This window comes from Enterobacter sp. ECC-249, from assembly GCF_043965265.1.
In the GTDB taxonomy this organism is placed as follows: domain Bacteria; phylum Pseudomonadota; class Gammaproteobacteria; order Enterobacterales; family Enterobacteriaceae; genus Enterobacter; species Enterobacter quasiroggenkampii.
Window position 1 is genome coordinate 1,371,763 of sequence record NZ_CP143660.1, and the last position, 15,177, is coordinate 1,386,939.

Here is a 15,177-nt window from a genome sequence, read left to right on the forward strand (position 1 = left end):
CACTGATAAACGCCGTTCAGAGGGACTTCGGGTCTTGCTGGCGGCGTTTTGCTTTTATCTGGTCTAACTTTTTTCGGGCATCTCATGAAGCATTTAACACTCCTTGGCTCAACCGGCTCTATCGGTTGCAGCACTCTCGACGTCGTTCGCCATAATCCTGAACTCTACACCGTGACAGCGCTGGTGGCCGGTAAGAATGTGCAGCGAATGGTCGAGCAGTGCCTGGAGTTTGCGCCCCGCTATGCGGTGATGGATGACGAAGAGAGCGCACGCTTGCTGAAAGTACAGCTGCGTGAACAGGGCAGCCGAACCGAGGTGTTGAGTGGCCAACAGGCGGCCTGCGAGATGGCGGCGCTGGATGAGGTGGATCAGGTGATGGCGGCTATCGTCGGGGCGGCAGGGTTATTGCCCACGCTTGCCGCGATTGATGCCGGTAAGGATGTTCTGCTGGCCAATAAAGAGTCGCTGGTCACCTGTGGACGCCTGTTTATGGATGCGGTGAAGCAGCGCGGTGCGCGTCTTTTACCGGTCGACAGCGAGCACAACGCGATTTTTCAGAGTTTACCGCAACCTTTTCAACAGAACCTGGGGTACGCTGACCTGGAGCAGAATGGCGTGGTGTCTATTTTGCTTACCGGGTCTGGTGGCCCGTTCCGTGAAACGCCACTGTCTGAACTGCGCGCCATGACGCCGGATCAGGCGTGCCGTCATCCGAACTGGTCGATGGGGCGTAAAATCTCCGTTGACTCTGCCACCATGATGAACAAAGGTCTGGAATACATTGAAGCGCGCTGGCTGTTTAATGCGTCAGCGAAACAGATGGAAGTACTGATTCACCCGCAATCGGTGATTCACTCGATGGTGCGTTATCAGGATGGCAGCGTGCTGGCACAGCTGGGCGAGCCGGACATGCGTACGCCGATTGCCCATTCCATGGCGTGGCCAAATCGAGTGAAGTCCGGCGTGAAGCCGCTTGATTTCTGCAAGCTAAGTTCCCTGACGTTCAGTGAACCAGACTATGACCGCTATCCTTGTCTGAAGCTTGCGATGAAGGCCTTTGACCAGGGGCAGGCGGCGACGACGGCACTTAATGCAGCCAATGAAATTACCGTTGAGGCATTTCTGAATCAGCAAATTCGTTTTACCGATATCGCGTCGTTAAATTTATCGGTACTGGAGATGATGGATTTGCGTGAACCACAAAGCGTGGAAGAGGTGCTGGCGGTGGATGCAGCTGCGCGTAATATTGCGCGCCAACAGGTGACACGTCTCGCAAGCTGGTGATAAAGCAAGCACTAGTCGTCGTGCTATTTGTTAGCGTTGGGCTTCAGTGATATAGTCTGCGCCACCTGATCGCAGGTATTTGACTTAATGTGGTCAGGTGAGCCGTGGTTTGACACGGCTTTTTTATGTATAGGCTTCAGTATTCCTGAGTACCGTTAAATCCTTTTCAGGGACAAAAAACGCGTTATGTTGTCTGCGAATCAACCAATAAGCGAAAATTTGCCAGCTCATGGCTGCCGTCATGTAGCAATCATTATGGATGGCAATGGCCGCTGGGCGAAAAGACAAGGGAAGATACGAGCCTTTGGGCATAAAGCGGGGGCGAAATCCGTCCGTCGCGCCGTTTCTTTTGCCGCCAACAACGGCATTGATGCGTTAACGCTCTATGCTTTTAGCAGTGAAAACTGGAATCGACCTCTGCAGGAAGTGACTGCGTTGATGGAATTGTTTGTGTGGGCGCTAGACAGCGAAGTAAAAAGCCTGCACCGCCACAACGTCCGCCTGCGTATCATTGGCGATACCAGTCGTTTTAACTCACGTTTGCAGGAACGGATTCGCAAAGCAGAAGCGCTGACGGAAAATAATACCGGTCTGACGCTGAATATTGCGGCGAATTACGGCGGGCGCTGGGATATTATCCAGGGCGTTCGGCATCTGGCCGAACAGGTTCAGGAAGGGCTGTTGAGACCCGACCAAATTGATGAAGAGGCGCTGAGCAAGCAAATCTGCATGAATGAACAGGCACCTGTGGATTTGGTAATTAGGACAGGGGGGGAACATCGCATAAGTAACTTTTTGATATGGCAAATTGCCTATGCCGAACTTTACTTTACGGATGTTCTTTGGCCCGATTTTGATGAACAAGACTTTGAAGGTGCGCTGCATGCCTTTGCCAATCGAGAGCGTCGTTTCGGCGGCACCGAGCCTGGTGGCGACAAAGCCTGATGGGGGTAGCTTTTGCTGAAGTATCGCCTGATTTCCGCTTTTGTATTAATACCCATTGTCATTGCGGCGCTGTTTTTACTGCCCCCGGTGGGATTCGCTATTGTCACGCTGGTGGTGTGCATGCTCGCCGCGTGGGAATGGGGACAGTTTAGCGGCTTTACCTCGCGCACTCAGCGAGTATGGCTTGCGGTACTTTGTGGCTTTATCCTGGCCATAATGCTGTTTACGTTGCCTGAATATCACCATGATATTCATCAGCCCCTGGTTGCCGGTTCCTTGTGGATATCGTTGGCCTGGTGGGTTGCCGCGCTGTTGCTGGTTCTTTTTTATCCAGGCTCCGCGGCATTATGGCGTAATTCAAAAGTGCTGCGACTGATTTTTGGCTTGCTCACAATTATTCCTTTTTTCTGGGGTATGGTTGCGCTGCGGGCCTGGCACTATGACGAAAACCACTACAGCGGTGCGATCTGGCTGCTTTATGTGATGATTCTGGTCTGGGGAGCTGACTCCGGAGCCTATATGTTTGGTAAACTGTTTGGCAAACATAAGCTGGCACCGAAGGTTTCTCCGGGCAAAACCTGGCAAGGATTCATCGGCGGCCTGTTTACGGCAGCGATCATCTCCTGGGGCTACGGCGTCTGGGCGAATCTTGAAGTGGCACCGTCAATACTGCTGGTGTGCTCGATTTTTGCTGCGCTTGCCTCCGTGCTCGGTGATTTAACCGAAAGTATGTTTAAGCGTGAAGCAGGGATTAAGGACAGCGGACACCTGATTCCAGGGCATGGCGGTATACTGGATCGCATTGATAGCCTGACAGCGGCTGTTCCCGTGTTTGCGTGTTTGCTTTTACTGGTATTCGGGACGATTTAACGGAAGGTTTTATGCTGAGCATTCTCTGGAATCTGGCGGCGTTCATTGTTGCACTGGGTGTACTGATTACCGTGCATGAATTTGGCCATTTCTGGGTTGCTCGCCGCTGTGGCGTGCGCGTAGAGCGATTTTCCATCGGTTTTGGCAAATCACTCTGGACGCGCACCGATCGCCACGGTACGGAATTTGTCATCGCCCTTATCCCGCTGGGCGGCTACGTCAAAATGCTCGACGAACGCGTCGAGCCTGTCGCGCCTGAGCTGCGACACAGTGCATTCAACAATAAAACCGTTGGACAACGCGCCGCCATCATTGCTGCCGGACCGGTAGCCAACTTCATCTTTGCGATTTTCGCTTACTGGCTGGTGTTCATCATCGGCGTTCCTGGCGTGCGTCCGGTGGTGGGAGAAATTGCTCCCAACTCCATCGCGGCGAGTGCACAAATTACATCCGGGATGGAACTTAAAGCGATTGATGGCATCGAAACCCCTGATTGGGATGCCGTGCGACTGCAGCTGGTCGCCAAAATTGGCGATCCGCAGACCACCATCAGCGTATCGCCGTTTGGTTCAGATACGCGTCAGGACAAAGTCCTCGATTTACGTCACTGGCGTTTCGAGCCGGACAAAGAGGATCCCGTCGCTGCGCTGGGCATTCGTCCACGCGGCGCGCAGATCGAGCCGGTATTAGCCGAAGTCCAGGCCAACTCGGCGGCGAGCAAAGCGGGTTTGCAAGCGGGCGACAGGATCGTTAAAGTCGATGGTCAACCATTAACAGAGTGGATGACCTTTGTTACTCTGGTGCGCGATAATCCGGGAACGTCTCTCGCGCTGGAAGTTGAAAGGCAAGGCAGTCCGCTTTCGCTGACGCTGATCCCGGATACGAAGTCGGTCGGCAAGAAGGCAGAAGGGTTTGCAGGCGTTGTGCCAAAAGTGATCCCGCTGCCAGATGAGTACAAGACAATACGCCAGTATGGGCCGTTCAGCGCCATCCTTGAAGCCACGGATAAAACATGGCAACTGATGAAGCTGACGGTCAACATGTTGGGGAAATTGATAACCGGTGATGTGAAACTGAACAACCTCAGTGGGCCAATTTCGATTGCTCAGGGGGCTGGGATGTCAGCGGAATTCGGGGTGATTTACTATCTCATGTTCCTCGCGCTCATTAGCGTGAACCTTGGGATAATCAACCTGTTCCCGCTTCCCGTTTTAGACGGGGGTCATCTGCTGTTTTTAGCGATTGAAAAGCTAAAAGGCGGACCGGTATCCGAGCGAGTTCAAGACTTTAGTTATCGCATTGGCTCGATTTTGCTGGTGCTGTTAATGGGGCTTGCACTTTTCAATGATTTCTCTCGGTTGTAAGAGAGTGTTAGGAAGAACGCATAATAACGATGGCGATGAAAAAGTTGCTCATAGCGTCGCTGCTGTTTAGCAGCGCCACCGTATACGGTGCTGACGGGTTCGTAGTGAAAGACATTCATTTCGAAGGCCTCCAGCGTGTCGCCGTTGGTGCGGCCCTCCTCAGTATGCCTGTACGCCCCGGCGATACGGTTAATGATGATGATATCAGTAACACCATCCGTGCTCTGTTTGCCACCGGCAACTTTGAGGACGTTCGCGTCCTGCGCGATGGTGATACGCTGCTGGTACAGGTAAAAGAACGTCCAACGATTGCCAGTATCACTTTCTCCGGTAACAAATCGGTGAAAGATGACATGCTCAAGCAGAACCTTGAAGCATCGGGTGTTCGTGTGGGTGAATCTCTGGACCGCACAACCCTTTCAGACATTGAAAAAGGTCTGGAAGACTTCTACTACAGCGTCGGTAAATACAGCGCCAGCGTGAAAGCGGTTGTCACTCCGCTGCCACGTAACCGTGTTGACCTGAAGCTGGTCTTCCAGGAAGGTGTTTCTGCGAAGATCCAGCAGATCAACATTGTCGGCAACCATGCGTTCAGCACCGACGAACTGATCTCCACCTTCCAGCTGCGCGATGAAGTGCCGTGGTGGAACGTGGTGGGCGATCGCAAATACCAGAAACAGAAACTGGCGGGTGACCTTGAAACCCTGCGCAGCTACTATCTCGATCGTGGCTATGCGCGTTTCAACATCGACTCGACTCAGGTCAGTCTGACTCCGGACAAGAAAGGCATCTACATTACGGTTAACATCACTGAAGGCGAGCAGTACAAGCTTTCGGGTGTTGAAGTGAGTGGTAACCTGGCGGGGCATTCTGCTGAAATCGAATCGCTGACCAAAATTCAGCCGGGTGACCTGTATAGCGGTTCCAAGGTAACCAAAATGGAAGACAGCATTAAGAAGCTGCTCGGCCGCTACGGTTATGCCTATCCGCGCGTACAGACTCAGCCGGAAATCAACGATGCGGATAAAACCGTTAAGCTGCACGTGAATGTTGATGCGGGCAACCGTTTCTACGTGCGTAAGATCCGCTTCGTCGGTAACGACACCTCCAAAGATTCCGTTCTGCGTCGCGAAATGCGTCAGATGGAAGGCGCATGGTTGGGTAGCGACCTTGTTGATCAGGGTAAAGAGCGTCTGAACCGTCTGGGCTATTTTGAAACGGTGGATACCGATACGCAGCGCGTACCGGGCAGCCCGGATCAGGTTGATGTTGTTTATAAAGTGAAAGAGCGCAACACCGGTAGCTTCAACTTCGGTGTGGGCTACGGTACTGAAAGCGGCGTTAGCTTCCAGGTCGGCGTGCAGCAGGATAACTGGCTGGGTACGGGTTACTCTGTCGGTATTAACGGCACCAAAAACGACTACCAGACCTACTCTGAGTTCTCTGTGACTAACCCATACTTCACCGTAGACGGTGTAAGCCTGGGCGGTCGTATCTTCTATAACGACTTTAAAGCAGACGACGCGGACCTGTCTTCTTACACCAACAAGAGTTACGGTGTGGACGGTACGCTTGGCTTCCCGGTTAACGAATACAACACCCTGCGTGCGGGCTTAGGTTACGTGCATAACGACCTGTCCAACATGCAACCGCAGGTGGCGATGTGGCGTTATCTGGACTCTATTGGCCAGTCAACCAGCAAAAATGGCCATGATAATGGCTTCGCGGCGGATGACTTCACCTTCAACTACGGCTGGACCTATAACCGTCTCGACCGTGGTTACTTCCCAACGGAAGGTTCTCGCGTCAACCTGAACGGTAAAGTGACCGTGCCGGGCTCCGATAACGAGTTCTATAAGGTCACGCTGGATACCGCATCCTACTTCCCGATCGATGACGATCATAAGTGGGTGGTTCTGGGTCGTACCCGTTGGGGCTATGGCGATGGTCTGGGTGGCAAAGAACTGCCGTTCTATGAAAACTTCTATGCGGGTGGCTCAAGCACCGTTCGTGGTTTCCAGTCCAACAACATTGGTCCGAAAGCGGTTTACTACGGCGGGAACGACAAAGATAACTGTAATAAGTCTTCTTCTTCCGAAGTCTGTAGCTCTGATGACGCGGTGGGCGGTAACGCCATGGCCGTTGCCAGCCTGGAGTTCATCACGCCAACGCCGTTTATCAGTGATAAATACGCGAACTCGGTCCGTACGTCCTTCTTCTGGGATGCCGGTACCGTGTGGGATACCAACTGGCAGAATACTGCCCAGATGCGCGCAGAAGGCATTCCTGACTACAGCGATCCGAGCAATATTCGCATGTCTGCCGGTATCGCATTACAATGGATGTCACCGCTGGGGCCGTTGGTCTTCTCTTACGCCCAGCCGTTTAAGAAATATGATGGAGATAAGTCGGAGCAATTCCAGTTTAACATTGGTAAAACCTGGTAATAATCCGCTGCAAAGGAATGCGTTGGCAGTGTAGCGCTGACAACTGGCGATCGGTAACACGGTCGCCTTGCCACGCAAAGAACGGTACCTTCTGGTGCCAATGGGATGGTAAGGAGTTAATTGTGAAAAAGTGGTTATTAGCTGCAGGTCTCGGTTTAGCGATGGCAACTTCTGCTCAGGCAGCAGACAAAATTGCAATCGTCAACATGGGTAATTTGTTCCAGCAGGTTGCACAGAAAACAGGTGTTTCTGCGACTCTGGAAAACGAATTCAAAGGCCGTGCAAGCGAACTGCAGGGTATGGAAAACGATCTTCAGTCCAAAATGCAGCGTCTGCAGCGTGATGGTTCTACCATGAAAGCAAGCGACCGCAGCAAGCTGGAAAAAGACGTAATGGCTCAGCGCCAGACGTTCTCCCAGAAAGCGCAGGCTTTCGAGCAGGATCGTCAGCGTCGTTCTAACGAAGAACGCGGCAAGCTGGTAACTCGCATTCAGACCGCTGTTAAAGCAGTGGCTGCCGATCAGAGTATCGATCTGGTTGTAGATGCGAACGCCGTTGCTTATAACAGCAAAGATGTTAAAGACATCACTGCTGATGTTCTGAAACAGGTTAAATAAGTAATGCCTTCAATTCGACTGGCTGATTTAGCTCAGCAGTTGGATGCAGAATTACACGGTGATGGCGATATCGTCATCACCGCTGTTGCGTCCATGCAATCTGCTAAAGCTGGCACGATTACCTTCATGGTAAGCCCTAAGTACCGTGAGCAACTGGCTCAATGCCAGGCGTCAGCTGTTGTACTGACGCAGGACGATCTTCCATTTGCCACTGTAAGCGCGCTGGTAGTGAAAAACCCCTACCTGACGTATGCACGCATGGCTCAAATTCTTGATACCACGCCGCAGCCGGCCCAGAACATTGCTGCCAGCGCAGCGATTGATGCGACGGCCAGGCTGGGCAACAACGTCGCCGTTGGCGCGAATGCGGTTATCGAATCCGGCGTTGTGCTGGGCGATAACGTCGTCATTGGCCCGGGTTGTTTCGTTGGGAAAAATACGAAAATCGGCGCCGGGACCCGTTTATGGGCCAACGTGTCCGTTTATCATGACGTTGAAATTGGCGAAAATTGCCTCGTCCAGTCCAGCACCGTGATTGGTTCTGACGGCTTTGGTTACGCTAACGATCGCGGTAACTGGGTTAAGATCCCGCAGCTTGGTCGCGTTATTATTGGCGATCGCGTGGAGATCGGTGCCTGTACCACCATTGACCGTGGCGCGCTTGACGACACGATCATTGGTAATGGTGTTATCATCGATAACCAGTGCCAGATTGCGCATAACGTTGTGATTGGCGACAATACCGCGGTTGCGGGTGGCGTCATCATGGCTGGCAGTCTGAAAATCGGCCGTTATTGCATGATTGGCGGCGCGAGCGTGATTAATGGCCATATGGAAATATGCGACAAGGTCACCGTGACGGGAATGGGCATGGTAATGCGTCCTATCACTGAACCTGGCGTCTATTCCTCAGGCATTCCGCTACAACCCAACAAGGTATGGCGTAAAACAGCAGCTCTGGTGATGAACATTGATGATATGAGCAAGCGCCTCAAGTCCCTTGAGCGTAAGATCGATCAACAAGATTAAGCGTCATCCGTTTAACGCTATTTTTCCCGGCCTGTCGGCTTTCTAATAAACCGGCAGGCCGTGTTATTATTGTTATCAGTACATTTTGACAGGAAGAGTATTTTGACTACTGACACTCATACTCTGCATATTGAAGAGATTTTAGAACTTCTGCCGCACCGCTACCCGTTTCTGCTGGTAGACCGTGTGCTGGATTTTGAAGAAGGTCGTTTTCTGCGCGCAGTGAAAAATGTTTCCGTGAACGAGCCGTTCTTCCAGGGGCACTTCCCTGGTAAGCCTATCTTCCCGGGTGTGTTGATTCTGGAAGCGATGGCTCAGGCTACCGGTATTCTGGCGTTTAAAAGCGTTGGTAAACTGGAGCCAGGTGAGCTGTATTACTTCGCGGGTATTGATGAAGCGCGCTTTAAGCGCCCTGTCGTGCCTGGTGATCAGATGATCATGGAAGTCACTTTTGAAAAAACGCGTCGTGGCCTGACTCGCTTCAAAGGCGTAGCGCTGGTTGACGGCAAAGTTGTTTGCGAAGCGACGATGATGTGTGCTCGTAGCCGGGAGTCCTGATACGTGATTGATAAATCCGCCTTTATTCATCCTACCGCGATTGTGGAAACCGGTGCCATCATTGGCGCTAACGTCCACATTGGCCCGTTTTGTATTGTTGGACCCCATGTCGAAATTGGTGAGGGTACAGTACTGAAATCTCACGTTGTCGTGAATGGTCACACGACCATTGGCTGCAATAACGAGATCTATCAGTTCGCTTCCATCGGCGAAGTTAACCAGGATCTAAAATATGCTGGTGAGTCGACCCGTCTGGAAATTGGCGATCGTAACCGTATTCGCGAAAGTGTCACCATTCATCGTGGAACAGTACAGGGTGGTGGGTTGACGAAGGTGGGCAGCGACAACCTGTTTATGGTTAATGCGCATATCGCGCACGACTGTACCGTGGGTGACCGCTGTATTCTTGCCAACAACGCAACGCTGGCAGGACACGTATCGGTTGATGACTTCGCAATTATTGGCGGCATGACCGCAGTCCATCAGTTCTGCATCATTGGTGCGCACGTGATGGTTGGCGGATGCTCCGGTGTGGCGCAGGACGTCCCACCGTATGTGATTGCGCAGGGCAACCATGCCACGCCGTTTGGCGTGAATATTGAAGGCCTCAAGCGTCGTGGTTTTAGTCGCGAAGCGATTACTGCCATCCGCAACGCGTACAAACTGCTGTACCGTAGCGGTAAAACGCTGGAAGAGGCTAAGCCGGAAATTGCCGAACTGGCGAACAAGTACCCGGAAGTGAACGCGTTCATGGAATTCTTTGACCGTTCAACAAGGGGTCTGATTCGTTAATGGTCGACAGTCGTCCGCTTACGATAGCCCTGGTCGCCGGAGAAACCTCCGGCGATATTCTTGGTGCAGGTCTCATCCGCGCGCTTAAGGCGCGTGTACCCAATGCTCGCTTTGTTGGCGTTGCTGGCCCGCTAATGCAGGCCGAAGGCTGTGAAGCCTGGTATGAAATGGAAGAGCTCGCCGTGATGGGCATCGTTGAGGTGCTGGGACGGCTCCGCCGTTTGCTGCACATTCGTGCCGATCTCACCCGCCGCTTTACCGAACTCAAACCCGATGTGTTTGTCGGTATCGATGCGCCTGATTTCAACATTACCCTCGAAGGGAATCTGAAAAAGCAGGGCATAAAAACCATTCACTACGTCAGTCCGTCCGTCTGGGCGTGGCGACAGAAACGCGTTTTCAAAATCGGACGGTCCACCAACCTGGTGCTGGCTTTCCTGCCTTTCGAAAAAGCGTTTTACGACAGATTTAATGTTCCGTGCCGTTTTATCGGTCATACCATGGCGGATGCGATGCCATTGGATCCGGATAAAAACGCGGCGCGCGACGCGCTGGGCATCCCGCATGATGTGCACTGTCTGGCACTGCTGCCAGGCAGCCGTGGCGCAGAAGTTGAGATGCTGAGTGCCGATTTCCTCAAAACAGCGCAGATTCTTCGCCAGACCTATCCGGATCTTGAAGTGGTTGTTCCGCTGGTAAATGCCAAACGCCGCGAACAGTTTGAGCGCATCAAAGCGGAAGTCGCCCCGGAACTTCACGTCCGTCTTCTGGACGGTAAAGGTCGGGAAGCGATGTATGCGAGCGATGCCGCGCTGCTGGCCTCCGGCACGGCGGCGCTGGAATGTATGCTGGCGAAATGCCCTATGGTGGTCGGTTATCGCATGAAGCCGTTCACCTTCTGGCTGGCAAAACGTCTGGTGAAAACAGATTATGTCTCGCTGCCAAACCTGCTTGCCGGGCGCGAGCTGGTGAAAGAGCTGCTGCAGGATGATTGCCAGCCGCAGGCGCTTGCCGATGCACTGCTGCCGCTTCTCGCCGACGGCAAGACCAGCCACCAGATGCACGATACCTTCCGCGAACTGCATCAACTGATTCGCTGTAATGCTGATGAGCAAGCGGCTGATGCGGTGCTGGAGCTAGCAAAATGATGGAATTTGTTTATCCTCACACTCGCCTTGTGGCGGGTGTGGACGAAGTGGGTCGTGGCCCGTTAGTCGGGGCTGTGGTGACTGCCGCGGTGATCCTCGATCCGGCTCGCCCGATTATCGGGCTGAACGACTCAAAAAAATTGTCTGAAAAGCGCCGGCTGGCGCTGTTTGGTGAGATTCAGGAGAAGGCGCTGGCCTGGAGCCTGGGGCGCGCTGAACCGCATGAAATAGACGAGCTGAATATTTTGCATGCCACGATGCTGGCGATGCAGCGTGCGGTAGCAGGCCTGAAAATTTCCCCGGAATATGTTCTGATTGACGGCAACCGCTGTCCTGCATTGCCCATGCCTTCAATGGCGGTCGTCAAAGGCGATAGCCGGGTCGCAGAAATTAGCGCAGCTTCTATTATTGCCAAAGTGACGCGCGACGCCGAAATGGCCGCGCTGGACCTCACTTACCCTCAGTATGGTTTCGCCCAGCATAAGGGGTATCCCACACCTTTCCATCTGGAAAGGCTGGCTGAACATGGCGCAACCGAACACCACCGTCGCAGTTTTGGCCCGGTGAAACGCGCGCTGGGACGGGTGTCCTGAATCAATACGCAAGCAATTAAGTAACGCGGAATCTGAAGATGGCTGAACCACGTTTCGTACACCTGCGGGTGCATAGCGACTACTCCATGATCGATGGGCTGGCGAAGACCGGGCCGCTGGTAAAAAAGGCGGCCTCCCTTGGCATGCCCGCGCTGGCGATCACCGATTTTACCAACCTGTGTGGCCTGGTGAAGTTCTACGGAACGGCGCACGGCGCGGGGATGAAGCCTATCGTTGGGGCGGATTTTCATGTGCAGAGCGATCTCATCGGCGATGAAATGACGCAAATCTCCGTGCTGGCGATGAACAACACGGGCTATCAAAACCTCACTCTGCTTATCTCAAAAGCCTATCAGCGCGGATATGGTGCTTTGGGCCCGTGGATCGACAGGGACTGGCTGGCTGAGCTGAACGAAGGGCTGCTGCTGATCTCCGGCGGCCGCATGGGTGATGTCGGCAAATGCCTGCTGCGCGGCAATAGCGCGCTGGTGGATCAATGCGTCTCGTTCTATGAAGAATATTTCCCGAATCGCTATTACCTGGAGTTGATCCGTACCGGCCGTCAGGATGAAGAGAGCTATCTTCATGCCGCGGTGGCGCTCGCAGAAGAGCGCGGGTTGCCCGTGGTGGCCACCAACGACGTGCGGTTTCTCGAGCCGGGGGATTTTGACGCCCACGAAATTCGCGTGGCGATTCACGATGGTTTCACCCTCGACGATCCGAAGCGGCCGCGTAATTACTCCGCACAACAATACATGCGCAGCGAGGAGGAGATGTGTGAGCTCTTCTCCGATATCCCGGAAGCGCTGGAAAACAGCGTAGAGATTGCCAAGCGCTGTAACGTTACCGTCCGCCTCGGCGAGTACTTCCTGCCGCAGTTCCCGACGGGTGACATGACCACGGAAGATTTCCTGGTCGTCAAATCAAAAGAAGGTCTGGAAGAGCGTCTGGAATTCCTGTTCCCGGATGAGGCCGTTCGCAAAGAGAAGCGCCCGCCGTACGATGAGCGCCTGGATATTGAACTCCAGGTTATCAACCAGATGGGCTTCCCGGGCTACTTCCTGATCGTAATGGAGTTTATCCAGTGGTCGAAGGATAACGGCGTACCTGTCGGACCGGGGCGTGGTTCCGGTGCAGGATCTCTGGTGGCGTATGCGCTGAAAATTACCGACCTCGATCCGCTGGAATTCGACCTGCTGTTCGAACGTTTCCTTAACCCGGAACGTGTTTCCATGCCCGACTTTGACGTCGATTTCTGCATGGAGAAACGCGACCAGGTGATCGAGCACGTTGCCGATATGTACGGCCGTGATGCGGTATCGCAGATTATTACGTTCGGTACGATGGCGGCGAAGGCGGTTATCCGTGACGTCGGCCGCGTGCTGGGTCACCCGTACGGATTTGTCGATCGTATTTCTAAGCTGGTGCCGCCCGATCCGGGCATGACGCTGGCAAAAGCGTTTGAAGCCGAACCTCAGTTGCCGGAAATCTACGAAGCTGACGAAGAAGTGAAAGCGCTGATAGACATGGCGCGCAAGCTGGAAGGCGTCACGCGTAACGCCGGTAAGCATGCGGGGGGCGTAGTTATCGCGCCGACCAAAATTACCGACTTCGCGCCGCTCTACTGCGATGAAGCGGGTGAGCATCCGGTTACTCAGTTTGATAAGAACGACGTGGAATACGCCGGGCTGGTGAAGTTTGACTTCCTCGGCCTGCGTACGCTCACGATCATCGACTGGGCGCTGAAGATGATCAACCCGCGTCGGGAAAAGCAGGGCCTTGAGCCCATAGACATTGCTGCCATCCCGCTGGATGACAAGAAAAGTTTCGACATGCTGCAGCGCTCGGAGACGACTGCCGTCTTCCAGCTTGAATCCCGCGGCATGAAAGATCTGATTAAGCGTCTGCAGCCCGACTGCTTCGAAGATATGATCGCACTGGTTGCCCTGTTCCGTCCGGGGCCACTGCAGTCAGGGATGGTAGATAACTTTATCGACCGTAAGCACGGTCGCGAAGAGATTTCTTACCCGGACGTTCAGTGGCAGCACGAAAGCCTGAAGCCGGTGCTGGAGCCTACCTACGGCATTATCCTGTACCAGGAACAGGTTATGCAGATCGCCCAGGTGCTTTCCGGCTATACCCTCGGCGGCGCGGACATGCTGCGTCGTGCGATGGGTAAGAAAAAGCCGGAAGAGATGGCCAAGCAGCGTTCCATCTTTGAAGACGGTGCTAAGAAAAACGGCATTGACGGCGAACTGGCGATGAAAATTTTCGACCTGGTGGAGAAATTCGCCGGGTACGGATTTAACAAATCTCACTCCGCCGCCTATGCTTTGGTGTCGTATCAAACGCTGTGGCTGAAGGCGCACTATCCTGCTGAGTTTATGGCTGCGGTAATGACCGCGGATATGGACAACACCGAGAAGGTGGTAGGGCTGGTGGATGAGTGCTGGCGCATGGGGCTGAAGATCCTGCCGCCGGATATCAACTCGGGTCTTTACCATTTCCACGTCAATGACGACGGGGAGATCGTTTACGGGATCGGCGCGATCAAGGGTGTAGGCGAAGGGCCGATCGAGGCGATCATCGAAGCGCGCAACAACGGCGGCTATTTCCGCGAGCTGTTCGACCTTTGCGCCCGTACCGATACCAAAAAACTGAACCGCCGCGTGCTGGAAAAACTGATCATGTCCGGCGCGTTTGACAGGCTGGGGCCGCACCGCGCCGCGCTGATGAACTCGCTGGGCGACGCCCTGAAAGCGGCGGATCAGCACGCCAAAGCGGAAGCCATTGGCCAGGCGGATATGTTCGGGGTGCTGGCGGAAGAGCCGGAGCAGATTGAGCAGTCGTATTCCAACTGCCAGCCGTGGCCAGAACAGGTGGTGCTGGACGGCGAGCGTGAAACGTTAGGCTTGTACCTGACGGGGCACCCGATCAACCAGTACATTAAAGAAATTGAGCGCTATGTCGGCGGCCACAGGCTAAAAGACATGCATCCGACAGAACGTGGTAAAATCACCACGGCTGCGGGGCTCGTGATTGCTGCAAGGGTTATGGTCACCAAGCGCGGCAATCGTATCGGCATCTGTACGTTGGATGACCGTTCCGGGCGTCTGGAGGTGATGCTGTTCACCGACGCGCTGGATAAATACCAGCAATTGCTGGAAAAAGACCGCATACTTATCGTCAGCGGACAGGTCAGCTTTGATGACTTCAGTGGGGGGCTTAAAATGACCGCCCGCGAAGTGATGGACATTGACGAAGCCCGGGAAAAATATGCTCGCGGGCTTGCTATCTCGCTGACGGACAGGCAAATTGATGACCAGCTTTTAAACCGACTCCGTCAGTCTCTGGAACCCCACCGCTCGGGGACAATTCCAGTACATCTCTACTATCAGAGGGCGGATGCACGTGCGCGGTTGCGCTTTGGTGCAACGTGGCGTGTCTCTCCGAGCGATCGTTTACTGAACGATCTCCGTGGCCTCATTGGTTCGGAGCAGGTGGAACTGGAGTTTGACTAATACAGGAAT

At 53.8% G+C, this 15,177-nt stretch carries 12 protein-coding genes; all 12 read left to right on the forward strand.

Annotation, left to right across the window (positions count from 1 at the left end; translation table 11 throughout):
- Positions 1–84: 84 nt before the first annotated feature.
- The 12 genes from ispC to dnaE all read left to right on the forward strand — a co-directional run bounded on the left by ispC (position 85) and on the right by dnaE (position 15,168).
- Entirely contained in the window at positions 85–1,284 is a 1,200-nt protein-coding gene (ispC, locus tag V1587_RS06555; RefSeq protein ID WP_371899235.1) for a 1-deoxy-D-xylulose-5-phosphate reductoisomerase, read from the forward strand.
- Positions 1,285–1,470: 186 nt separating this feature from the next.
- A complete protein-coding gene (gene ispU, locus V1587_RS06560) occupies positions 1,471–2,229 on the forward strand; it encodes a (2E,6E)-farnesyl-diphosphate-specific ditrans,polycis-undecaprenyl-diphosphate synthase (protein ID WP_024907522.1) in 759 nt (252 codons plus the stop codon).
- 12 nt (positions 2,230–2,241) lie between these two features.
- Positions 2,242–3,099 (forward strand): phosphatidate cytidylyltransferase, encoded by an 858-nt coding sequence (gene cdsA / locus V1587_RS06565; protein ID WP_023310457.1) that lies wholly within the window; start codon positions 2,242–2,244, stop codon positions 3,097–3,099.
- Positions 3,100–3,110: 11 nt separating this feature from the next.
- Entirely contained in the window at positions 3,111–4,463 is a 1,353-nt protein-coding gene (gene rseP, locus V1587_RS06570) for a sigma E protease regulator RseP (RefSeq protein WP_023310458.1), read from the forward strand.
- 29 nt (positions 4,464–4,492) lie between these two features.
- Entirely contained in the window at positions 4,493–6,910 is a 2,418-nt protein-coding gene (gene bamA, locus V1587_RS06575) for an outer membrane protein assembly factor BamA (protein WP_371899234.1), read from the forward strand.
- A 122-nt stretch (positions 6,911–7,032) separates the two neighbouring features.
- Positions 7,033–7,527, forward strand: a complete 495-nt coding sequence (gene skp / locus V1587_RS06580; RefSeq protein ID WP_032644135.1) for a molecular chaperone Skp — start codon at positions 7,033–7,035, stop codon at positions 7,525–7,527.
- A gap of 3 nt (positions 7,528–7,530) precedes the next feature.
- A complete protein-coding gene (gene lpxD, locus V1587_RS06585; RefSeq protein ID WP_032644136.1) occupies positions 7,531–8,556 on the forward strand; it encodes a UDP-3-O-(3-hydroxymyristoyl)glucosamine N-acyltransferase in 1,026 nt (341 codons plus the stop codon).
- A 102-nt stretch (positions 8,557–8,658) separates the two neighbouring features.
- Positions 8,659–9,114, forward strand: coding sequence for a 3-hydroxyacyl-ACP dehydratase FabZ (gene fabZ / locus V1587_RS06590; protein WP_010426706.1), 456 nt, complete (start codon positions 8,659–8,661; stop codon positions 9,112–9,114).
- 3 nt (positions 9,115–9,117) lie between these two features.
- Positions 9,118–9,906 (forward strand): acyl-ACP--UDP-N-acetylglucosamine O-acyltransferase, encoded by a 789-nt coding sequence (lpxA, locus tag V1587_RS06595; protein ID WP_049005315.1) that lies wholly within the window; start codon positions 9,118–9,120, stop codon positions 9,904–9,906.
- Complete coding sequence (gene lpxB / locus V1587_RS06600; RefSeq protein ID WP_371899233.1) at positions 9,906–11,054, forward strand: lipid-A-disaccharide synthase; 1,149 nt, start codon at positions 9,906–9,908, stop codon at positions 11,052–11,054. Before lpxA ends, lpxB begins: the two co-directional genes overlap by 1 nt.
- The gene (gene rnhB / locus V1587_RS06605; RefSeq protein WP_063145194.1) at positions 11,051–11,647 is read left to right on the forward strand and encodes a ribonuclease HII; all 597 of its coding nucleotides are present in this window, start codon (positions 11,051–11,053) and stop codon (positions 11,645–11,647) included. Before lpxB ends, rnhB begins: the two co-directional genes overlap by 4 nt.
- 38 nt (positions 11,648–11,685) lie before the next feature.
- The gene (gene dnaE / locus V1587_RS06610) at positions 11,686–15,168 is read left to right on the forward strand and encodes a DNA polymerase III subunit alpha (protein WP_371899232.1); all 3,483 of its coding nucleotides are present in this window, start codon (positions 11,686–11,688) and stop codon (positions 15,166–15,168) included.
- Positions 15,169–15,177 lie beyond the last annotated feature (9 nt).

Coding starts and splice junctions, on each gene's coding strand:
- bamA (WP_371899234.1), top strand. CDS start 4,493: ATGGCGATGAAAAAGTTGCTCATAGCGTCGCTGCTGTTTAGCAGCGCC.
- ispU (WP_024907522.1), top strand. CDS start 1,471: ATGTTGTCTGCGAATCAACCAATAAGCGAAAATTTGCCAGCTCATGGC.
- lpxD (WP_032644136.1), top strand. CDS start 7,531: ATGCCTTCAATTCGACTGGCTGATTTAGCTCAGCAGTTGGATGCAGAA.
- rseP (WP_023310458.1), top strand. CDS start 3,111: ATGCTGAGCATTCTCTGGAATCTGGCGGCGTTCATTGTTGCACTGGGT.
- ispC (WP_371899235.1), top strand. CDS start 85: ATGAAGCATTTAACACTCCTTGGCTCAACCGGCTCTATCGGTTGCAGC.
- dnaE (WP_371899232.1), top strand. CDS start 11,686: ATGGCTGAACCACGTTTCGTACACCTGCGGGTGCATAGCGACTACTCC.
- rnhB (WP_063145194.1), top strand. CDS start 11,051: ATGATGGAATTTGTTTATCCTCACACTCGCCTTGTGGCGGGTGTGGAC.
- lpxB (WP_371899233.1), top strand. CDS start 9,906: ATGGTCGACAGTCGTCCGCTTACGATAGCCCTGGTCGCCGGAGAAACC.